The 22,682-nt window shown below is 35.9% G+C and carries 13 protein-coding genes; 8 read left to right on the top strand and 5 right to left on the bottom strand.

From position 1 onward, the window contains the following. A complete protein-coding gene (locus SFA27_RS13885) occupies window positions 1-3,000 on the bottom strand; it encodes a DEAD/DEAH box helicase (RefSeq protein WP_407292823.1) in 3,000 nt (999 codons plus the stop codon). Window positions 3,001-3,415: 415 nt separating this feature from the next. Here SFA27_RS13885 and SFA27_RS13880 point away from each other — a divergent pair, with 415 nt between their 5' ends. The 4 genes from SFA27_RS13880 (at window position 3,416) to SFA27_RS13865 (ending at window position 8,853) form a co-directional block, all read left to right on the top strand. Then, window positions 3,416-4,636 (top strand): hypothetical protein, encoded by a 1,221-nt coding sequence (locus SFA27_RS13880; RefSeq protein ID WP_407292821.1) that lies wholly within the window; start codon window positions 3,416-3,418, stop codon window positions 4,634-4,636. Continuing rightward, complete coding sequence (locus SFA27_RS13875; protein WP_407292820.1) at window positions 4,633-5,667, top strand: hypothetical protein; 1,035 nt, start codon at window positions 4,633-4,635, stop codon at window positions 5,665-5,667. The genes SFA27_RS13880 and SFA27_RS13875 overlap by 4 nt, the downstream gene beginning before the upstream one ends. Next, the gene (locus tag SFA27_RS13870) at window positions 5,660-7,483 is read left to right on the top strand and encodes a metallophosphoesterase (protein WP_407292818.1); all 1,824 of its coding nucleotides are present in this window, start codon (window positions 5,660-5,662) and stop codon (window positions 7,481-7,483) included. The genes SFA27_RS13875 and SFA27_RS13870 overlap by 8 nt, the downstream gene beginning before the upstream one ends. A 224-nt stretch (window positions 7,484-7,707) precedes the next feature. Next, entirely contained in the window at window positions 7,708-8,853 is a 1,146-nt protein-coding gene (locus SFA27_RS13865; protein WP_407292816.1) for a hypothetical protein, read from the top strand. Window positions 8,854-9,229: 376 nt separating this feature from the next. On the opposite strand, the gene SFA27_RS13860 is transcribed toward SFA27_RS13865, so the two are convergent. Then, a complete protein-coding gene (locus SFA27_RS13860) occupies window positions 9,230-9,475 on the bottom strand; it encodes a helix-turn-helix domain-containing protein (protein WP_407292814.1) in 246 nt (81 codons plus the stop codon). 726 nt (window positions 9,476-10,201) lie between these two features. Here SFA27_RS13860 and SFA27_RS13855 point away from each other — a divergent pair. The 3 genes from SFA27_RS13855 to SFA27_RS13845 are packed head-to-tail and all read left to right on the top strand — an operon-like array spanning window position 10,202 to window position 17,292. Beyond that, window positions 10,202-13,330, top strand: coding sequence for a SusC/RagA family TonB-linked outer membrane protein (locus tag SFA27_RS13855; RefSeq protein ID WP_407292812.1), 3,129 nt, complete (start codon window positions 10,202-10,204; stop codon window positions 13,328-13,330). A gap of 22 nt (window positions 13,331-13,352) precedes the next feature. Then, entirely contained in the window at window positions 13,353-14,756 is a 1,404-nt protein-coding gene (locus tag SFA27_RS13850; protein ID WP_407292810.1) for a RagB/SusD family nutrient uptake outer membrane protein, read from the top strand. Next, a complete protein-coding gene (locus SFA27_RS13845; protein ID WP_407292808.1) occupies window positions 14,746-17,292 on the top strand; it encodes an alpha/beta hydrolase family protein in 2,547 nt (848 codons plus the stop codon). Before SFA27_RS13850 ends, SFA27_RS13845 begins: the two co-directional genes overlap by 11 nt. A gap of 85 nt (window positions 17,293-17,377) precedes the next feature. Here the strand turns inward: SFA27_RS13845 and SFA27_RS13840 are convergent, their stop codons facing one another. Both SFA27_RS13840 and SFA27_RS13835 read right to left on the bottom strand, forming a co-directional pair. Then, a complete protein-coding gene (locus SFA27_RS13840; protein WP_407292806.1) occupies window positions 17,378-18,076 on the bottom strand; it encodes a LytR/AlgR family response regulator transcription factor in 699 nt (232 codons plus the stop codon). Continuing rightward, window positions 18,073-19,740 carry a histidine kinase gene (locus SFA27_RS13835; protein WP_407292804.1) on the bottom strand — a complete coding sequence of 556 codons (1,668 nt, stop codon included), beginning with the start codon at window positions 19,738-19,740 and terminating at the stop codon, window positions 18,073-18,075. The genes SFA27_RS13840 and SFA27_RS13835 overlap by 4 nt, the downstream gene beginning before the upstream one ends. Window positions 19,741-19,850: 110 nt before the next feature. Here SFA27_RS13835 and SFA27_RS13830 point away from each other — a divergent pair, with 110 nt between their 5' ends. Continuing rightward, a complete protein-coding gene (locus tag SFA27_RS13830; protein WP_407292802.1) occupies window positions 19,851-22,226 on the top strand; it encodes a TonB-dependent receptor domain-containing protein in 2,376 nt (791 codons plus the stop codon). Window positions 22,227-22,391: 165 nt separating this feature from the next. On the opposite strand, the gene SFA27_RS13825 is transcribed toward SFA27_RS13830, so the two are convergent. Then, window positions 22,392-22,655, bottom strand: a complete 264-nt coding sequence (locus SFA27_RS13825; RefSeq protein ID WP_062669273.1) for a hypothetical protein — start codon at window positions 22,653-22,655, stop codon at window positions 22,392-22,394. Between the last annotated feature and the right edge of the window lie 27 nt (window positions 22,656-22,682).

The following is a 22,682-nucleotide window of genomic DNA, read 5'->3' as shown; positions in this document are numbered from 1 at the left end:
TTAACTTACTGTTTCGCTATATTTTAAAAAACTAGCAAGCACACCAGAAGGAGTTTTAGCATTTTTATTAAGAATCTTGGTATTGGCGAAAACTACAAAGTTATCTTTGGCTCTCGATACAGCTACATTAAGCATGTTTGGTTTGTTGTCTCTATCGAAAAATAGGGTTCCTTTATCTTCGTCACCGTAGACCATTGAGAATAAGACAATTGGCCTCTCTGCACCTTGTAGGGCGTGAACTGTGCCTATTTTAAAGTCATCAACTTTAAACCCTGCATCTTTTAAAGCCGATTTTAAACTGTTTTTTTGTCCTGTAAATGGCGTAATAATACCAACAGCATGTTCAATTGACTTATATTTCTTTTCAATTTCTGTTTTGTTTTCTGTCAGCCAGTTAATAATTGTTTTAACTTCTTCAATATTAAACCTGCTGCCATTTGGGTTTCTTGTAGATTGGCCATCAACATGAATGCAGTGCATTGGGGGGAAAAGTAAATCTTTTTTTGCTTTTCCCCTTAATGGAATAAGTTTACCATCATAAGCTAATACATTGCAGTAGTTAATGATTTCATCATAACATCTTCTGTGTTCAGTAAGCAATACCCCTTTTTCATGTAAATTGGCTTCCTTAAATCCTGATGCATTTTGAGCCATTTTCATAATACTGCCAGTAGAAGAAAGAAAACCTTTAGGATCAAATTCTTTTTCGTAAACAATATCATCATATTCCTTGATAATTTCACATTTTTTAAGGTTACCAATATCAATTTTATGGGTAACGTTCCAAATGGGTTCTATCTGTTTTACATCTCCAACAACGACAGCCTGTTTAGCTAAAGCAAATGTGGCAATACCTACTTCAGGAGATACCTGGCCTGCTTCATCAACAATAAGAAGATCAATAAAATTAAATAGAGGCGGATTATCATGTATTTTGTTGCCTTCTCCACCTATCCTTAAAAATTTATAAAAACTGAAAAACTTTGGCGCCATGAAGAATGTACTGACAAAGCATGGGGTTAACATAGCATGTCTTTTCCATCTGTTTATCATAGGCTCTTTCCCTTTTCCATTAAATTTAGGATCAAAAAGATCAGATTCAAGCTGTAGTAGGTACCTTCCTTCCCAGTAATGTAAAGCCAATTGAAATGCTTTATGGCGCAGTGAAATATCAAGCTCATCATAAAAACAGTTGGCACTTATTTTTTCTTTTATTTTTAAGTGCTCACACTCCCAATACCTTTCTTCTGAACGTGGAGGGTTACCTTTAATAGAATTGTTACTCTTCCATAGTTTCCATTTTTCAATTGAATCAATAATCCTTTTAGCGGTATTTATCTTAGAATCTATGGTATCAAGAATTTCATTTTTCTTGAATGCAAAATTTTCAGGAATTGCAATTTGGGAATCTCTCAGAATTATTTTTACTTCCGAAGCGCGGTTTTTAAGTGCAGATTGTATTCCCAGAAAGCAAAAGAACTTTCTAAAGAATGGTTCATTGTTAAAATAGATAATGATATTTTGTTCAGTTTTAATCATGTCCTCAACATCATTTTTGAGTATATCTTCATTGAGCAAATCTTCCTGATAATAATTAGAAATTTTCGAATTATTGAGAAGGTAATTAGACGTAAAAACATGTTCAGATTGTAAATAAGCCTTCCACGTATCACCGGAGTCTTTTAGGATTTGTTCAATGTCTGAAATTTCTGTTTGTAATTTTTGAACTACAGATGATATACTGAGAGCGGCAGAATTAAAGTATTCGTTACTTTTATCTAAAAAATATTCTTTAGCATCCTGTAGAAACTCTAAATTTTCTATGTCATTAAAAAGGCCGTTACCATTTAGTTTTTTATAGTTAATCCCTTTTAATTCGGTTTCTTTTTTGCTGGTTGAAGGAAGATAGGTAGCATATCCATCAACATCAGGAATCCATCTGCCCTGTAATTTTCCTTCTCTTGTGTTTGATTTTGAGAAACTGTCTATAATATTGGTAACTGCCTGGTTGTTGGTAGAACAGGCTAAAATAATAGGGGCATCTTCACCCCTAAGCGCACTTTCAACCATCTTATTGGCAACTATACTTTGTAATAGAGTGGTTTTGCCTGTACCTGGGGGACCATTGACAGCAAAAACTTTTTCATTGGATCCTAAAAGTGTATTTAAGCTTTTTCTTTGTGAAATAGATATAGGAAAATCAAAACCCATCTGCCCGAGATGCAAATGATTGGTATTTATTAAATCAGGAACAGTAATAGGTAATTTTTCCTCATTGTTATTTAAGGTTATGAAAGATTGTAAAAGTTCCGGAAGATTCTTTTGGTGAAGAATTTTTTCATACAGCTCTATGATTCCCATTGCTGCATTCATTTCCTCTTGTGGAAGTAGTACTATGGCATTAAAAATTGTTTCATAAGCTCCTGACTGATATTCGCATAGCTTCTGACCGATAACTTTTTTAAATATATCCTGTACATATTGTATATACTCAGGATATTTTGAATAATTTTCTTTTCCTAGGGTAGTAGCTAAATCTACTTCTTCAATGTTTGCAAAAATAAATTCAGTACGTTCATCGGCAAGGGGTTCCAGATATTGTCTTTGGAACAAGGGAAACATTTCATCAGGAATATAAAGTTTCCCGTTTCTGTCTAGATAGGCAGAGTACCAGAAAGGAAATTTGGGTTTCTTGTCTTTGAGATGAACAAGATGGTCTGATGCCGGCTTAAGCTTGAATGGTGCAATTACTACAAATATATGGTCTATAGTGATCCAGTCTTCGTCATCTTTATTTTTAATCCCTCTTTTTTCATTGATCCTACGTTCCTCATAGTCGATAAGTGTATTGACTTTTTTAAGATCTGAAATAGAATTGTCTTCAATATTGAAATCTTCAATTTCAAAATGCTGAGCACCATCAATTTCAATATTCGTATTAAGAGAGTCTGCTAAATTCTTTTTCCAGTAGGTGAGCCATTTATAATGTTCTTGATTCATTTGTGATTGGTTAGTAGAAGTCATATCAAGCTAAAATAAGATAATTATATGAGATTATTTTATGGGAATCCGTAAAAATATGTGATCTGATTAACTGGTAATAATTTATTTTTGCCTTTAGAAATTATATTTTTAAAATGGTGATAAAGGAATTATTGTAAAAGGTTTTATAGATATGCTAAAATTATGGATCATCATACAGATGAAGAAATAAAGACCATGAAGGCTAAAAAATAAGTTTATATTTATTGAATGTTCTAAACCCTACTTAATAAGAAATAATTACTACTTTAGTAAAAAAGATAATACTCTCTACATTATCGCATATTCCTACTATATTGGGTGTATATGTGCAATGATGTAGTGGATATAAACAAGTTAGGCGAAAGCTTAAATAAAATCACGTATAAATCAAATGGTAAATATTTTAAACAATAACGAGAAATTAACGCCTTATGTTTTTTACTCAAGATTTTTAAAAGAAGTAGCTACTGAAATACAAAAAAATAATGATATTAATTTCAAACTTGCTGAAAATGGAGATGATTATATTTTTGATTCAAATTATACTTTAGAACCAATAACAATCCCTTTAATTTTAAGTTTAACTGAACAACTTAGTAAGTTTTATTCAAAACCTATAAATCTTAATTTGTATAATAACCATGCTACTAAAAAAGTTCTAAACTTTTTATATAAGAGTGATTTCTTTCATGTTTCTGGCTCTAATAAAAATCCATCTTTTCCAATTGGAAGAAATATCTTGAAATTTAAAGATGAATATCTGGGTGATTTTATAAATAAATCTCCAAGACCTGAACATAAAGTTAGGTGTTACTCACTAAATGATGGAAATCATTATCAAGAACTAGAAAAATATAAAAACGATGATGAAAAACGTGATTATCTCATTTCTGAATACATCTATATTGTAAAAGAGCATTTTCAAGAATTACTTTTTGATAATGAAAGTACTAATGAAAACTTAGACCTGTATATTGAAATACTTTCAGAACTAATAACAAATGGAGTTTTACATTCAAAGTCTAATACATATGCATTGATGTTTGTTAATAAATTTGGAACAAAATTTTCCATTTCCGATAATGGAATAGGATTTACAGAGTCAATTAAAAATAAAAATACAGATTTTTTATATCAACCACTTGAACTTAAAAATGAAATCGATAAGATCAGTAGTTTAAATATTAATGAAAAAATATTACAAAATCTCAATTTTATTATTGAAACGTTATATTTTTCTTCATTAAAAAATAGAAAAGGATTATTTGATTTAATGATTTCAGTTGTTTTGAATTCTAATGGTTACTTTAGACTTCATTCAGAAAATTCACAAATAATAGTTTCTAGTCGAATGATAAAAGAACTTAATATATTAAGTGAATTAAGAACACGTTTATTCAAATTACATAGAAAAACTCTAATAAATGGAGGGAATCAAGATATTTCAGATGAAATGGTTATAATTAAAAATCAAATTAAAAATACTTTCATTTCACTTTATAAGAACATTTGTAATAAGTATAATGATGATTACAGATTTTCATCCTTACGTTTTTTTAATGTAAAATTTAGAGGTGTTCATATAGAAGTTGAAATCCCTAATAAAATATGATAGTTTCATTAATAAAAAATGTAAACTATATATATTTTAGTTTACATGCGGAAGAGGTAATTACTTCAAATTACATTAAAGACAACAACGACGGGATATTTGTTTCAAGCTTACAATTTGAAACTATTGAACGATTATATATTTTTTTAAAAGGCTCTTCATTTGAAGAACAAAAATATATTGTATTAGACTTTCGCCACATTAGACATATACAAGCAAATATTATTTCAAAAATAATTAATATAAGAGATTTAGGATATAAATTACTCTTTAAAAATATTGCATTTGAAGTACATGAATCATTATCAATTAATGTAATAGTTAATCCAAAGAATTTAACTAATGAAATGAAGGGTTATGATACATTCTATTATTTCACAAGTGATTCTGAAGAAATTTATTCGATTGATTTAGATGAAAAAAAGCTATTTCATCAAGAATTTGAAAGAATATTAAAAGAAAAGAATTATATAGTTGAGTACAGTAAAAAACATTCATCATCATTCGTTTACTTACATTCATTTATAGATTTAAAAAAGCTTATTAGCCTTGAGAACCCTTTTATATATTTTGCATTGTATAAATTAGCAATGAAGATTAGATATAAATGGAAAAATGAGATAAACAACAATCCTATTTTAGTCTCTCAAAGTCTAACTAGTACTTTTATTGTTTCTGTTTTATCAAGGCTTCTAAAATTAGATATTTTAGTTTTTGATAAAATTGGTCCTATTACTAAATTATATAATAAGTTAGAAAAGCACAATTTTGATAAGAGAAAGTATATTGTAGTATCTGACTTAGTCTGTCTCGGTACTGAAGTAAAAATAACAAAAAGTTTAATCGAATTTTCTGGAGGGCAATATTTAGGAAATGTTTCCTTAGTAAAAATTGAAACACTAAATAGAGAGGATTTAAATCTTGAAAATAAAGATAGAACTTTATCTATATTTTCAATTACAAATGAAAACAACAGAGAATTAAACTATTTTATATACACAAATCTTAACCCCAAACCTATTAATGAGTAGTATAATTTTACATATTTCTGATCTACATGTTTCAGTTGATGAAAAGTTTAATGGTGAAGTAAAGATTCATGATTCATATTTGTCTGCTACAGAAGAAAATGACAGTAGTTTGTTATATATAGAGCGTTTTATTGAATTCATCAAAAGTCAGATTGAAGGAAAAATAATTTATTTACTCATTACAGGAGACGTTACTGATTGGGGAGAACAAAAAGAGTTTGAATATGCTGAAAAGTATCTCAACAAAATAGTCAGCGAATTAGCTATACTAAAAGAAAATATATTACTAATTCCTGGAGACCATGACTTAAACAGAAGAGGAATTGAAAATCAATTAGCAGACGATCCTAATAGCCAATTAGAACTTATAAATGAGGCTAAGTTTTATAACTTTAAAAATTTTTATAAATCTTTTTTAGGTAAAGAGTTCAATCCTAATTCAGTAGTTTTTGAAAATCTAATCATTGATGAAAAACTACAACTTATTGGCATTAATTCATCTTACAAAATAGATTTAAAGCAAACCGAAGGTTTAATCTCAATAGAAAAATTTGAAGAGGAAATTAAGTCCTATTTATTAAATAAAGAATTAAAGAGCGTTATTTGTTGCCATCATAATGTAGTTTCAGTACATGAAAATAAAAAATCAGGTCAATGGAAAATTGACAATAGAACTAGATTCCTAAACAAATTACAAGAACTTGAAATTAATTTTATATTTTCTGGTAACGAACATACTAGTAGTTTAGAAAAGCATAGTCAAAGTGAAATTTTAATTTCAGATTCCGGACCTCTATCTTCCAAAAAAAATGATTCAGCTTTTAAAATTTACGAAGTTGAGATAGCTGATAATATTATATTAAAAAATAATATTTATGGATTAATTAAAACAGGTGCATTTGATAATCCTTATCATTGGGAACAAAGAAATAATATTCTTTGTAAACAAGATGATGAAATCGAAATTAAAACAACTGACATTCCAAACATTACAGGGGAAGTAACTGAAATTTTAGCAGAAGTAAATTCTTCTAATGATGAATTAACCGATATCTCAATTTTATTACCAGAGGAAAATGAAAAAAACATTTACGAAAATCAATTTTATACGGAAGAGTTGTATAAAAAAGTTAAAGATCTTAATATATTCCATTCAGGACACTTTCATTGGAGCGAAACATCAAGGGCGCACAATTGGATTGATATTTCAAAATTAATTGAAAATAAAGAAAATCTTAATTTTCTTAAAAATGCCATAATTGATGTTTTAGAGGCAAAAATTCAACCTGAAAACATAGACTTAATTATAGGTTTAGGTTATGAAGGAAATATCCTTGCAACTAAAACAGCAATTAAATTTAATAAACCCTACAGTTTTTTACCTTATTCTTACAGACATAATGAACATCACTATACAGAAACAGAGTTAAATTTCAATAACGAAGAAAAAAAATATAAGGAGGTTCTAATTATTACTGATGTCGTAAATGATGGTAGAACCATTAGAAAGTTAATAAAAAAACGTCAAAATGATTTTTTCTCAAATGTTGATAAAGTATATGTTATATCACTTTTTTATACGGGAGATTCTATATTAAACAACGATATTCTTAATATTGATTTCATGAAAACAAAAACAAACTATGATTTAACTACTGACGAAGAAGTTAATAATATAGAATTTTATACTGTTAAAAGTCTCAAAGTAGAAAAATGTCCTTACGGAAAGAATTTCAGAAATGAGTGTTTTATTTATAAAGACGAACTAAGCTGTGTAAATTTATTTTACGACGAAAAAAAATACATTTTACAATAAGCCATTACTTAACATCGGCTTTGCAAAAGAGCGGGTTAAATGCAAAGTCCAACATTTGTACTTATCATCCGCAAAAACCATTTTTCTTTTTTGTAATTTAGCAAAAAGAAAAAATGGTTTTGTTTGGTTCGTGCAGAGATGAAGATTCAGTCTCTTTTTTCCACTCCTTCACAAAGCCTTTTCCCGTTATGACCAAGTTAACCGAAACAAAATAATATGAAGAAATGACAATGTTTTTCTCTTGGCAATCGGACTTGAATTTAAAAAACAACAAGAATTTCATAGAAGGTTGCATAAAGACGGCACTTGGCGAATTCAATAAGGAAAATAAGCTACTGGTTGATTTCTCTTTAGACAAGGATACTTCTGGAGAGCCTGGCAATCCAGAAATAATTAATACCATCTTGAATAAGATTGACAATTCAAGAATGTTCATTTGTGACCTATCAATAATTAACTCAGATTACCACGGTCGTAAAACCCCTAATCCCAACGTAATATTTGAACTCGGTTACGCAATTAAATCATTAGGTTGGGAAAAAATCATATGCATCGTTAATCAAGAATTCGGATTATTGGAAGATTTACCGTTTGATATTAAACACAGGCGACTAATAGGATACAATCTAAACTCTAAAGAAAAGCAAGTTGAAAAGAAAAAAATAGTAGTAGCTATAAAAGCAAACTTGACCATTTTAAAGGATAGAGGTTTACTTCACGATGAGTTGGAAGACTATTTTAAAAGAGATATTGATACTGAATTTTTATCTATTACAAATCACTTTAGAAAAATAGTTTTGACTGAACCGAGTAGCAATCTCTTATTGGATACAGGATTGGTTTTAAATCTATCAAAAGAGATGCTGAAAGACAACATTGCAAACAGAGACATACTTGGATTTCACCTATTCAAAAATTTTGAATCAAACGCACAGTCACTCAAGAAGCAAATTGATAATATTATTTCTGTTTCCAATTTTAAAAAGGAAAAGTTAGTTTCACTTGTAAAGTTTAAAGAATGGTTAGATTGGTATAACGCATTTACAAATGGGAGAAATTATTCTGATCTATTTATCAAGGGCAATGAAGCTGTTGGATTTAAAACGATCTCTTCCAATAATCCTGAACTGCCTAATAGGATGATTTTAGGCAAATTGCTTTCCAATGATAAATTAATGGTTGCTGACTTCGGTGACATCAAATTAAAAGACAGAGTTCAACATTCTACCCATTTGTATCAGGTTAATCAAAAACACATAGACGATTATTCGAAACTATTATTTGGCTTCATTAAAATAACAAATGAATGGCTTGACAAAACAGGAGGTGAATTCATTGTGGACACATTTAATCAATTTGAGATGAAATAACCTGGTATAACACGGGTGTAGAAATAGTGTAGCGAAATTACATGGTTTAACAGTCGTTCTTCGATTGCCTCACCTTGGTAAAGTATAGCGGATGTAAGAATTTAAGAAATAGAACTAGAACAACTAACACTATATTGTTAGTTACTTTTTATTCTTTTGTCAATAAAAGCGTCTATAATTATCAAAACCTTAAAGAATCTGGTATACCAGATCTTATCGTAGAGTTGGGTTAGTTATAAGGAGTTTGTAAATTCAAATTTTTGAAGAAATTTAATTGTATTAATATAGTAAGGAAGATACGTAGTTTATCTGAATATTTTATTGTAAGTATGTTGAACTTTTGTGTTACTTTATAGATTAGAAAAACCAAGTGTGACTAACCTTTTCCTTCTATTGTAAAATTAAATAATTCTTGGGGATGTGTGTCTAAACCTTTTGCAAGCTCTATTATTGTAGATATTTGAATATTTCTTAATCCTTTTTCAATCTTACTGATGTCACTATAATCAATATCGCAATTCTGGGATAATTGCCTTAGACTTAATTTTTTCTCTTTCCGTAATATTTCAATTCTTTTTCCAAAACTTTTTAAAAATGCTGTTTTTTCTATTGTTGTAGGCATATCAATATTTAATTAATAGCAATTTCAACAGAAACATATTAATTTATGTGGGTATTTGTTCCTACATTTGATTTTTTTTACATATATTTGTATTATGGGTTACAATAAATGTAACTTTGCGATACTTCAACGAATATTAGAAGCTATTGCTTAGAATCTCACTATTGAAAACTGGTAATTTTGACACACGAGACGATAAGCAGGAAGCTCACGACCTAGGCGTGGGCTCTCTTATCTGTGTGTAAGGTATACCAGTACCTCAATAGTAGATATGTAGAGTCCCATGCCGTTTTTTATTGATGCAGTTCTGCTTTTCTACATTATCTTTTTATTCTAAGCCGCTTTACAAAATAGAGGTATACTGATACGGTACAATGGGGTGTACAATCCATTGCGGCTTTAGGGCTTTCACGGGAACACAAATTTTATTCATATTCATATTAATTAGTTTTTTTTGATGGACTGGGACAGTAGGTTTTACTGTTACCTCAGTTGGGCTTTTGTTCCTGGTCTATTTTTAAGATGATTAGGTGCTGTATGGAAGGAGTGTGAAGAGAGGAAAGGAATAATGGATAATTATTAATTAATAGAATAGATAAGAAGTAATAGAAATGTAGGGTATAATAACCATAGAAACAGAGAAGATAAAAAGAAAAGCCCTTTCCCTTTAAGTTGACCGCTTGGCAGGAAAGAGCATTGTCTAATAAATTAAACTTATTCAAAAGTATGAAAAAAAACTTTTGCAGCCTGGGTCATGTTCAAATGGCTTTTGGGTTAGCATTGCTGGTGTCTTGCACCGCAATAGGACAGGTACGTGAGATTTCAGGTACGGTCACAGGGAAATCAGGTGCTTTGAGCGGGGTTTCGGTATTTCAGGAAGGAAAGGATCAGGTAGTATTAACGGGAAGTTCAGGAGCCTATCAGATACAGGTTTCAGGGAAGAGTGCGGTACTGGTGTTCAGGTACGCTGGGTATCTGGTGAAGAGAGTGAAGGTGGGAGATAAGGGTAAGGAGGATGGAGAAGAAGGGAGCAGGGGAAATGGAAATAATGAAGTGGAAAAGAGCGTGATCAATGTTTCGCTTGAGCTGGATTATGGGACTGATGGTAAGGGGGCTGATGTGGGTACGGATAAAGCTTTAGTGACGGGGATTGGGGAGATTGTGCTGAATGCGGGGTATTATAAAGTTCGGGATAAAGAGAGGACTGGGAGTATTGCGAAGGTGTCTTCGAAAGATATCGGAAATCAGCCCGTTTTGAATGTGCTCTCTGCGGCTCAGGGAAGGGTAGCGGGAGTGAATATTGTACAGAATTCGGGAATGCCGGGAGGAGGCTATGATATTCAGATAAGAGGAAAGAACAGTCTTCGGGCTTTGGGAAATAATCCATTATATGTAGTGGATGGGGTTCCGGTAGGAGGAGAAATGGCTTCCCAGTTTTCAGGAGCGGTACTGCCAGCCAGCAGTATTAATCCCCTTAATAGCATTAATCCTGCGGATATTGAGAGTATTGAGATTCTGAAAGATGCGGATGCCACCTCGATTTATGGATCAAGGGGAGCGAATGGAGTAGTGCTGGTGACCACGAAGAAAGGGAAGAGCGGGAAAGCTGGTGCAGGTGCAGGAGGAGCAGGGAATCTGGGATTAAATGTGGGGACTTCGTATGCGGTGAGTTCTGTGATTAATAACCTTACCATGATGAAGACTGGGGATTATCTCAGGATGCGAAGGCAGGCCTATCAGAATGACGGGATTACGGTCTATCCGGCTAATGCCTATGATATCAATGGAGTGTGGGATCAGGGGAGATATACAGATTGGAGGAAATCACTCATCGGAAATACCGCAGATGCTTTTACCGCGAATGTTTCATTAAACGGAGGGAATGAGAGAACAAGTTTTTTGGTAGGCTATGGGCATAGTGAGCAGTCTACCGTATTTTCAAAAGACTTTAAGTATAAGGCGGATAATCTCTCTGCCAATATCAGCCACAGTTCTGAAGACAAACGTTTTCAGCTCAGTGTTTCCAGCAGGTTCTCGCTTCAAAAGAATAATGTCTTGAGTGAGGATATCACCAGGCAGGCTTTCCTGATGGTGCCCAATGCTCCTGCTTTGTATCTGCCGGATGGGAGTCTCAATTGGGAGAACAATACCTTTAACAATCCTGCAGGACTCTATAACAGTTTCTATTCCTATGAAAACAAGCAGTTTTTAACCAATATGAATGTGCAGTATGAACTGCTGGAACATTGGTTTCTGAAGCTTAATGGAGGCCTTAATTACCAGACTTTTGATGAAAGGTCATTAAAACCTAATACTATGTATAATCCTGCTTCCTATCAGGGACAGTCCAGTGCAAGCTCGCAGTCGTATAAGAGTAATCAGGACAGGTTTTCGTTTATTCTTGAACCTCAACTGAACTGGCAGATGAAGAAAGGTAAACATGCTCTGGATGTACTGGCTGGGACGACTTTTCAGCGGGAAATAGGCACTCAGGGCTCTATGATCGGAATTGGATTTGAGAGCAATGCTTTTATAGAGAATGTAGGAGCAGCAAGGACCAAGATCATTACCGATCAGATCAGAACAGAGTATCGGTATGCCGCTTTCTTTGGAAGGGTGAATTACCAGTATGCCGGAAGGTATATCCTGAATGTGACCGGAAGAAGGGATGGAAGCAGCCGCTTTGGCCCCAGTAACAAGTTTGCGAATTTTGGGGCTGTAGGAGCGGCATGGATATTCTCTCAGGAATCTTTCCTTAAAAATAAGAAATGGCTGAGCTTTGGGAAACTTCGTAGCAGCTACGGAACTACCGGAAGTGATAATATAGGAGACTATGGGTATTTGGATACCTATGATCTCTCAGAAAACATGTATAACAATACCGCAGGGCTGAATCCTTCAAGGCTGTATAATCCTAATTACAGCTGGGAGAAGACTACTAAACTGGAAGCGGCTTTGGAGCTGGGGTTTTTAAAGAACAGGATTAACCTGACTGCGGCGTGGTACAGGAACTGTTCTTCAAGCCAGCTGGTGGGATATCAGCTTCCATCTGTAACAGGGTTTTCAAGTGTACTGGCCAATCTGGATGCCGTAGTGGAGAACTCAGGCTGGGAATTGGAACTTTCCGCTAAACCTTTTTCAGGAGGAGATTTTCAGTGGGAATCCGGGATCAATATCAGTTTTCCTAAAAACAAGCTGGTTTCTTTTCCGGGGCTTGCAGGCTCTACCTATGCCAATACCTACGTTATAGGACAGCCCATTACATCGGTAAAGGTCTACCAGTATGAGGGGATTGATCCTGCAACGGGACTGTACCGGTTCAAAGATTTTAACGGGGATGGGAAGATCTCAGCTCCGGATGACCGGCAGACGGTGGAAAATATAGGAGTACGGTATTTTGGGGGATGGAACAATACCCTTCGATTTAAGAACTGGAACCTGTCATTTCTTTTTCAGTTTGTGAAACAGAGAAACTGGAATTATAACAATATTATGCCCATACCGGGAACGATGAATAACCAGCCTCAGGAAGTAATGGATGTCTGGTCTGCTGAGAATCCGGGGGGTACCTATATGCCTTATTCTTCAGGGAGCAATGGGATCAAGAATCAGCTCCATGTGTTTTTTATGAACAGTACGGCAGCGGTATCTGATGCATCATTCATCCGTCTTAAGAATCTGGAGCTGGGGTATCAGGTTCCGGTAAAAGGAGCTTTTAAAAGTGTGAAGATTTATTTTCAGGGGCAGAACCTGCTGACTTTTACAAAGTATTTCGGGCCTGATCCTGAGTTCAGGAATATTGGCTATCTGCCACCTTTAAAAACCTATTCAATGGGGGTTTTGATTAGACTATAAAATAAATGCTAAAAAATTAATAATGAAAAATTCTAAAATCAATATAAATCAATGTTGTCAGTTGATAAGGTTCTGTAGGAACAGGGGACTGGTCCTGCTGTTTTGTGTTCTTCTTTTCTCCTGTGAGAAGATGCTGGAAGTAGAAACGCCTTCCAATCAGATCGGGAAAGATAAAGTCTTTGCGGATGTTCAGACCGCTAATGCAGCGCTGGCTGGGTTGTATGCAGGATTGAGAGATAACTCACCGCTTTCAGGAGAGTCATTGGGAGCTTTTCTGGGAGTCTATACGGATGATCTGGATTCTTATGCCTTAACGGATACCAATGGGGTACTGGCGCTGTATCACAACCAGCAGACCGATACCAATTCTACGGTGTATTCAGTATGGTCTACGGCCTATCAGCACATCTATGCTGCCAATGCTATAATTGAAGGCGTCAGAGCATCAGCTTTGCCGGGTAATGAAAAGAATAGGATAGAAGGGGAAGCCCTTCTGGTGAGAAGCATCCTGCTGTTTTATCTTCAGCAGCTCTTTGGAGCGGTTTCTTACCCGGTAAGTACGGATTATACGGTAAATCAGTCTCTGTCAAGGGTAGAATCTGCGGAGGTGCTGTCAAGACTGGAAGTGGATCTGTTGCACTGTGGAGAGTTGCTGCCGGATCAGTACAGGGATGCCGAAAGGGTATATCCTAACCGTAAGGGAGCTGAACTGATGCTGGCCAAAGTGTATATGCTGGAGCATAAGTGGGCTCAGGCTGAAACTGTGCTGAAAACAATTCTGGGAAGTCCGCTGTATAGTTTTCAGAATGACCTGTCAAAAGTGTTTCAGAAGGATTCAAAACATATTATATGGCAGTTAAAACCTGCAAACCCCGGTGATCCTGTGAAAGAAGCTATGCTGTATTATTTTTCAGGAGCAGCGCCTACGGGCTATGCGCTGTCTGAAAGTCTGATCAGTTCTTTTGAAGCGGGAGACCTGAGAAAACAGCAGTGGATGGTTCCTGTTAGCGTAGGAGGAAATACCTGGTATCGGGCTGCTAAGTATAAGAATATAAACATTAATGATACGGAGGATTCTATCATGTTCCGTCTGGAAGAAGTGTATTTACTGCTCGCTGAAGCACTGGCTCAGCAGAATAAGGTTGGGGAAGCATTGCAGTATATCAATCCGGTGAGGCAGAGAGCAGGACTGAATTCTTTAGCATCAGTTTCAAAAGAAGTGTTGCTGAGTGAAATTCTTTTGGAAAACAGGAGGGAGTTCTTTACCGAAATGGGCCACCGTTTCCTCGATTTAAAACGAAATAACAAACTTGGGGATTTGCAGGCGGTAAAATCAAATTGGAAACCTTTTCACAGCCTATGGCCGGTTCCTCAGAAAGATCTGTTGCTTAATCCTAATTTAAAACCTCAGAATAATGGCTATTAATATCAATAAACTGATAATCCTTTTATTGATTCTTATGGGGATGGTCTGTTATGGACAGGTTCGGCAGGATTCAGTGCGAGATGAAAGTTCAAAATTTTACAATATTGCCGTTAACAAAGTGTCTGATGACGGGAAGTGGATGGTGGCTACAAAAGTCTATAGGAATAATTATGATACGGCAGTAGTGCTGACGACCGAAAGATCAGGGATGAAATCCCTGGTTGGTACACTGACGAAAAAATACCAGTACTCCTTTGTAAAAGGTGGGCAGCTGCTGGCTTTGGGGCAGGGAAAAGCGGTGCTCTGGAATCTGCAGACCGGGATGCAGAAAGAACTGAAGACAGGCCGGGAGGGTAGTGAACCAGTAAGTGTAATGCAGAGTGGAGTGATGCAGAAAGGGGATAAGTATTTTTTGCAGACTAGTGACAGTATTCTTCATATCTATGATGCGAAATCTGCCCTGCTGGAGAAAATAGAGAGGGTGCAGTATTTCAGGGTGAGCGGTTCAGGATCTGTATTATATATCGTGAAAAAATCAGGCAGGGAGACTCAGCTGGTAAGATATTCCGGTAATAAAGTAGAGAGCGTGTATGCCGCGCCGGGTATGATCCGCAGTATGGAAGAAACGCCTTCAGGAAGCTTCCTGATTCTTAAGGAGGAAACAACAGATGAAGGAGGTTCAAACAGTTCATTTCAGAAAGTTGTGCTGCTGGATACAAAGAGAGGGGAACTAGTGTTTCCTGATATAGGTAAAGTTAGAAAGGAAGAATACCTGCGTTTTACCGAAATACAAAACGGAAGTGCCATCATGATTACAGGAATGATTCATATTCCGGCAGAAAAGGGTACGGTTGATATCTGGTATGGAAATGATGGTAATCTGGAAGCCAAGCAGGAAGGTTCTTTTGTCAATAGATACTGGATATGGAAAAAGGATGGGAGTGAGTTGATGAGAGTTCCTTCTGATCGTTTTTCAACAGTAATAAGCCTGAATAATCCTGATTATTTTTTGATGTTTAACAGGGAGGAATTGCAGAATTATTCAACACTGTTTCCTCTGATTCACGGTTTTCTGTATGATCGTAAAAAGGGTAGGTATGAGGATCTGGGTATACTACAGGCAGAAGTTTCAGTGTCAAACTATGGAAATTATTTTACATTTAAAAATAAAGAGGGCTTGTGGGTGCTTGTAGATCCGGAGACTTTGAGGAGAACAGTGCTGGAGAAAAAAGATTTGACAAAAGCATATTTCAGTCCTGATGGTAGAACGATCTATTTTGAAAGCAGCAGTGATCTTTGGAAGTATGAGATAAAGAAGGGACAGGTTACCGCACTTAATATCGATCATGACAATGAAGTAAAGGTGGTTACGAAAGATGAAACAGATTTATATCCTGATTCGGGTTATAATTTTAGGAGAAGTATACTGAATGTAGATGTGCCGGTGCTGCTGGCAGTTACCAGAAAAGGAACGATTGAGAAAACCTTTTTGAAATGGGAGAAAGGCAGGCTTGAAACACTCATGGCTTCTTCAGCTTCGAATATAACATGGTATAAAACGGATGAATCTTTGAAAAAAGGGGTGTATGCAGAAGAAAGTCTTCATTTTCCGCCTAGGATTGTCTGCAAGGAGATAGGAAAAGAAAAAGGGAATATTGTATTTCAGAGTAATGTGCATGATAAAACATCAGCATCAATAAGGAGGGATGTGATTAGTTTTAACAATAGAGAAGGAACAGCTCTGAAAGGACTTCTGTATTATCCTATCGGATACACTGAGGGGAAAAAATATCCAATGGTCGTGCATATTTATGAAGTGCAGAGCAGGAATCCGAATCAGTATTTATCCCCACTCAATAATTTTCCGGTAGGGTTTTCGATTAGAAAACTTTTGCAGGAAGGGTATTTTGTATATCTGCCGGATATTGCGAACGGACCTTCAGGGGTAGGAAAGTCGGCATTAGATTGTGTGGAAAGCTCACTGGATGCATTAAATACTCATGCAGGCGTTGATCTTGTGAATGTAGGATTGATAGGTCATTCTTTTGGAGGATACCGTACCGATTTTATAGCGGGACATTCCAATCGTTTTAAGACCTATATTTCTGGAGCTGGAGCAAGTGATCTGACCAGAATGTATTTTTCTTATAATGAGACCTCGTCAACCCCTTTTTACTGGCAGTTTGAAGAGGGACAGTATAATATGCATGCTTCTTTCGCGGAGAATAAAAGACTGTATTTGGATAATAATCCGATTGATAATGTACATAAGGTAAATGCTCCCATGCTTTTATGGACCGGAATGGAAGATAAAAGGATTGTATGGGACCAGACCATGGAATTTTATATAGGGCTGAAAAGGAATAAAAAAGATGTCGTGGCATTATTTTATCCCGGAGAAGCCCATGTTTTTACCATAGGCTCAAAAGCAGATAAAGATCTGGCTTTAAGAATACAGGATTGGTGGGATTATTTTCTGAAAGGAAAAAGAAATATTTCATGGATAAATAAACAAATGAACAGGGATGCTTTTTAGCATCCCTGTTCATTAAGTATTAGTTAGTGCGTAAATGAGATATATAATCAATTTTGGATGTCATGATTCAGCGTAATATGATGAATCAGATCATCTTTTTCTTAAGCTCTTTGTATTTTGAACGCCCTATGGGTAAGATTTCCTTTGTCAGGAGCAGCAATTCATATCGGGAGCCAGGACTAATCAATACCTTTTCAGCCTGCTGAAGATTAACAAGATAAGATTTATGGATGCGTTCAAACTGATCAGGAAGAAGTTGTTGCAAAAGCTCAAGTGATTTATCATGTAATTCCTTCTGCCCGTTTCTAAGGTGCAGTTCTGTATAAATTCCGGCGCCTTTAATGTAGATGACCTCAGCAATATTGATCAGCCGAATCTGTCCGGCCCTTTTTACGGCTAAGTATTTAATGGTTTCGTCCTGTTTTATTGCAGGACTGATAAATCGGTTCAAAGCCTTAAAAAGCCTGTCCTGATCAAAAGGTTTAGGAACGAAATCCAATACACCATAGGCAAATGCATTGATAGCTTTGTCAATATTAGCGGAAACAATGATTGTATGAAAAGAAGCTGCAACCATCTGCTCCAACACCTCAAAACCGTTATCACCATTGAGATTAAGATCCAAAAACAGTAGATCCGGAGTTTGATCGGCAATCTCATCAAGCCCTTTTTGTAGAGAATCACAGAGTATAATTCGGACGGGTTTATTTCCGAAAAATTCAGTAGTCATTCGCTCTAAACGTCGGGCGATCCGGGCTTCGTCTTCAATGATCAGTATTTTCATGGTCGTAAAATTTGAATGATAGATACCCAGCCGTTTTCTGTAGCTTCTGAATTAAATGTCCAGTTTTGTTGATAGCTTTCTGTCAGACGTGCCTGGATATATTTAAAACCATTACCACCAGTCCTGTCTGTCATTACCCGCCGGTTTTTTGCGATAGTTTTAAAAACATACTGATGGGCCTCTTTTGAAACTGAATAACTGAGGACGAATTGAATAGTATTTCCGGACAGAGGTTCACTATGGGTAATGCCATTCTCCAATAATGTATGGATGATGGCTGGAGGGATGAGCTGCGTTTCATCAATTTCATTTTGTTCCCATACATAATTGATTTCTTTCCGGAATCCCATTACAGAAAGATGCTGCCTACAGAGCTCAAGTTCTTTGGTTATAGGAATCAGGGTTTGTTCAGAAATTTCGTTCATAATGTCAAACTCCGCTGCCAATGCCTGTATGAAGCGTGACCCTTCTTTGGGAGATTCTTCTACCCAATCCATCATGGAGGTCAGTGTATTTCTTAAAAAATGAGGCTGAATATTTTTTTTGAGCAGTTCCAGCTGCAGTCTTGAAGAAAGTATTAAAGAGTTCTGATGCTCAGCTTCAATGATACTGGTACGGATGGAATGCAGGTAAAGCATACATAAGACGATCAGAGTAAAACTGATGAACAGTCCGAAATCATATACCATATATCTGTTGACCAAAGCACTGAGTAAAAGCCCTGTCAGTACAATAAAACTTCCTTTCTCTTTTTGGATAATACTGTTTAGTACCACAATAAAAGCTGTGACCAGCATCGCAAGACTGTAGAGCCGGGCAGTCAGGTCATAATGCCCATAATTAAACCCGTACAATAACAATAGAGTTACCAATAAAGCTGCCATGAGCCAGACTCCTTTTTTTACGTTGAACTGGATGATAAAATACCAAGGAACAAGTAATGCATTGGCAAAAGTCAGCCAACCTATAATTTCCAGCCGGATAAAGAATCTGGAATAAGGGATAACTACATGGAATTTCAGGTATTCCATTATTAGTAAAGCAAAAAAAAGTAGGCAAATAGTTCCGAAAATCAGGATATCCCATTGTTTACGCCTGCTGTTTACATAAAGAAAAAAGTAATAGATCGCTGCAATAAGGAAGGCTCCAGCCATTAAGTTCATATAGGACATGGTAACCAATGGATTGGTCATTAATGTAGGATAGTTTTCTATTTTAAAACTAATGCTGCGCTGTATATGCGGAAGCAAAGATTGTGAACTACGCAGGGCAATCGTATGAGAGCCAGACGATACCAAATGGTCCGGAATTCTATAATAGCTGCTCTCGGTACCGGGTACTTCAGGTCGTCCATTTTGAGGAACCTGCCCGTTTTTACCGATGAGTATTCCGTCCCAATAGACTTCAAAAGCACCAAAGGATTCTATCTGAAGACCAAGAGGAAGGATGTCTTTTTCTACTTTACGGAGTTCTAAATGCGTTCGCGACCAGAATATCTTATCTGAAGTATTTCCCCGGGATTCCGACCAGTCTTTATCATTAAAATTTTTGGCTGCCCATATCTTATTATCACCTATTTTGTAGACAGGTACAGGATCTTCATTGCTGATAACAGAAGGAACTAGAAAACCAAGAAACGTGAATAGAAATACCAGATGATGCATAATGTAAATATACAACGGAATACCCAAAATCTGATGACTGTTTAAAAGCTAATTGAGCCGTTCACATGTTTTTAAGTGAGGTGCCAGTTTCCGCGCTTTAAATTTACATTATGAAACAGATAATAATAATCTTTGCTGTAATGATTACTGTCCAATATTGCTTTGCTCAGGGATCAGAAATAACAGGTAAAGTGCATGAAAAACCGGCCTTACCTATACCTTATGTGACCGTAACACTAAAAGAAAACGGGCAAAAACAAATCGGTGTGGTTATCACAGATAGTAAAGGAATCTTCCGGCTGGAAAATATACCGGCTGGAAATTACATGATCAGTTTCAGCCTTATGGGTTTTAAAACAATTATCCAGCCTGTACAGGTCAGCTCCGGTAGTCCGGTAAAGGTGGGAACAATTATTTTAGAGCCGGATGCAAAATTGTTGGAAGAAGTATCTGTGATTTCTCAACGTACATCTGTCAGTCTGAAGCTGGATAAAAAGGTTTTCGATGTGGGTAAAGATGTTCTCTCATCATCGGGAGCAGTCACTGACTTGTTGAATGGGGTCCCTTCAGTGAGTGTAAGTCCTGCAGGTACGGTTAGTCTTCGGGGGAATACAAATGTACTGGTATTGATAGATGGTCGGCGTACAGGATTAACCCAGGGAAATGCCCTTGAGCAGGTACCTGCTGATCAGGTGGAACGTGTAGAAGTGATCACCAATCCTTCTTCCAGATTCGATGCAGCAGGCTCAGCAGGGATTATCAATATCATTCTGAAAAAGAATAAGAAATCAGGATTTAGCGGGCAGCTTCGGGTTGTTGGTGGTATTCCCAATGAAACCCGCCTTAGTCCCAGCCTGAATTATAAATCAAATAAGCTTAATTTGTTTGGTACTTATGGATTGAGGTTGTCAGATTATGTTGGTCTGTACACCATGCAGCAGTCTACCGGGCTTATGAATACACCAGTTTATCTGAATCAACGGCAGGACGAGAACAGACATGATGACGCCAGGCTACTTTATCTGGGAGCGGATTATCAAATCAACAGCCAAAATATATTCACTGTTGCATTCCTCAGAAATGCTACCAAAGACCATGACAAGACGACTTTAAATTATCTGTATTCAGGAAAGAATTCATTGGTCGATAGCAGTTTAGTCCGCAAAGGAGAATCATGGGAAAAGCGAAGCTTTAATCAACTGGAAGCAAATTATACCCGTACTTTTGAACGGGTTGGAAAGAAATTGACTGTTGATTTACAATATGATTTCTGGAACAGCAGCAAAGATTGGAATCTTGCAACCAGTAAGCTTTTACCGGTATATACTGACTTACCGGTAATCAGAACGAGTTCAGCAGGAGGAAGTAAAGATTTTATGATTAAAACTGATATGGTACAACCCCTGGATAGTATTTCGACATTGGAATTTGGGCTGAAGGCAGAGAATCGTAGTGTAACCAGTGATTTTATTGCTGAACAACAAAATAATGAACGATGGGAAATTATCGACCAGATTGATAACCATTTATTATATAAAGAACTGATTGGGAGTGCCTACGTGCAATTTTCCGGGAGGACTGGAGATTTTAGCTATCAGGGAGGTCTGCGAGGTGAATTAACTCACATCGGGATTAAAGACAGGAAAGACAGCTATACCCATGATAAAAATTATAACCGTCTTTTTCCAACATTAAACATCAGCTACCGTTTTAATGAAGGGACAACTTTACAAGGTAGTTACAGTAAACGGATCAACAGACCCTCTCTATACATGATTTATCCATTTAACGAATTAACGGATCTGAGTACACGCTATATTGGTAATCCTGATCTAAACCCATCTTATGCTGATGTATTTGAAATCACTTTCCTTAAAAACTGGAAAACCCTTACTATTAATCCTGCATTCTACTACCAGCGAAATAGCGGAGTAATTGAAGATTATACCTATAAAGATGCTAATGGACTGTTCATCAGTATGCCGGTTAATATCGATAAAGAAGTACGTCAAGGCTTTGAGCTTTCGCTCCTTTATAACCCTGTCAAATGGATGCAGGTAAATACAGAACTTAATATATTTCATTATGCCAAGCAAGGGACCTATCAGACACAAAGCTTTGATTATTCAGGTAATACGCTTACCGCCCGGTTAAGTGCCCAGTTGAAACTGAAGAATACGCTTATTTTCCAGACTGTTTATAACCTGAGAGGTGCCAATGCTACTGCACAAACCCGTACAAATGCTTTACATAGCATTGATTTTGGATGCAGTAAGACTTTTTTAAAAAACAAAGCAACAGTGACGTTTGACGTGAGCAATCTGTTTGAGCTGAGAAAATCCGGCAGTGTGACAAGAGGGACAGACTATGAAATCAACCAGATCAGTATTCCCAATGCAGCCCGCTATCGCTTAACACTGGTCTATAAGCTTAATCTGAAAGATAATCAAGCTGTCCGACAGGCTAAAGGTGTTAATCGTAATTAATTTATTGATCCATTATATTTTTAAACCAGTGTAAGGAGATGCAGAATCAATTTGTATAACTTGTCAAAAATAAAAAGTCAGTTAAAGCTTTCAAAAATGTTCTATGGATAAGATATTAAAGAAGGAGGCCCACTGACCTCCTTCTCTTTGTTAATAGATTTCAAATTACGGTAAAATTTCAAACAAATCTCCAAAACACTGTGAGCCGCTCATTCTTTTCAAGTTGTGAGGACCTGTAGCATCTGTGTAAGTGCAGAGTATCCCTGTGTTTACTGTTTCACAGTTTTTAACCGCTACACAGGTAGGCTCTCCAAAATTTCCGACTCTGTATCCAATAGTAACTACTTTGGATGAACTTTCGATGTTTGATGCTAATGCACCTCCTGTGCCCATAATTACCAGGGCGGCAGGAATTAGAAACTTTTTCATAATAATTGAAGTTTTTGGTAAATGACT

The sequence above is a fragment of the Chryseobacterium sp. HR92 genome (genome assembly GCF_045689405.1).
Classification (GTDB): Bacteria; Bacteroidota; Bacteroidia; order Flavobacteriales; family Weeksellaceae; genus Chryseobacterium; species Chryseobacterium viscerum_A.
Note: the sequence above shows the minus strand (reverse complement) of the source record. Positions and strands in the feature narration are given on the sequence as shown.

Excerpts from the sequence above, each read along its gene's own strand:
- SFA27_RS13885 (WP_407292823.1), bottom strand. The coding sequence starts at position 3,000 with ATGAATCAAGAACATTATAAATGGCTCACCTACTGGAAAAAGAATTTA.
- SFA27_RS13880 (WP_407292821.1), top strand. The coding sequence starts at position 3,416 with ATGGTAAATATTTTAAACAATAACGAGAAATTAACGCCTTATGTTTTT.
- SFA27_RS13875 (WP_407292820.1), top strand. The coding sequence starts at position 4,633 with ATGATAGTTTCATTAATAAAAAATGTAAACTATATATATTTTAGTTTA.
- SFA27_RS13870 (WP_407292818.1), top strand. The coding sequence starts at position 5,660 with ATGAGTAGTATAATTTTACATATTTCTGATCTACATGTTTCAGTTGAT.
- SFA27_RS13865 (WP_407292816.1), top strand. The coding sequence starts at position 7,708 with ATGACAATGTTTTTCTCTTGGCAATCGGACTTGAATTTAAAAAACAAC.
- SFA27_RS13860 (WP_407292814.1), bottom strand. The coding sequence starts at position 9,475 with ATGCCTACAACAATAGAAAAAACAGCATTTTTAAAAAGTTTTGGAAAA.
- SFA27_RS13855 (WP_407292812.1), top strand. The coding sequence starts at position 10,202 with ATGAAAAAAAACTTTTGCAGCCTGGGTCATGTTCAAATGGCTTTTGGG.
- SFA27_RS13850 (WP_407292810.1), top strand. The coding sequence starts at position 13,353 with ATGAAAAATTCTAAAATCAATATAAATCAATGTTGTCAGTTGATAAGG.
- SFA27_RS13845 (WP_407292808.1), top strand. The coding sequence starts at position 14,746 with ATGGCTATTAATATCAATAAACTGATAATCCTTTTATTGATTCTTATG.
- SFA27_RS13840 (WP_407292806.1), bottom strand. The coding sequence starts at position 18,076 with ATGAAAATACTGATCATTGAAGACGAAGCCCGGATCGCCCGACGTTTA.
- SFA27_RS13835 (WP_407292804.1), bottom strand. The coding sequence starts at position 19,740 with ATGCATCATCTGGTATTTCTATTCACGTTTCTTGGTTTTCTAGTTCCT.
- SFA27_RS13830 (WP_407292802.1), top strand. The coding sequence starts at position 19,851 with ATGAAACAGATAATAATAATCTTTGCTGTAATGATTACTGTCCAATAT.
- SFA27_RS13825 (WP_062669273.1), bottom strand. The coding sequence starts at position 22,655 with ATGAAAAAGTTTCTAATTCCTGCCGCCCTGGTAATTATGGGCACAGGA.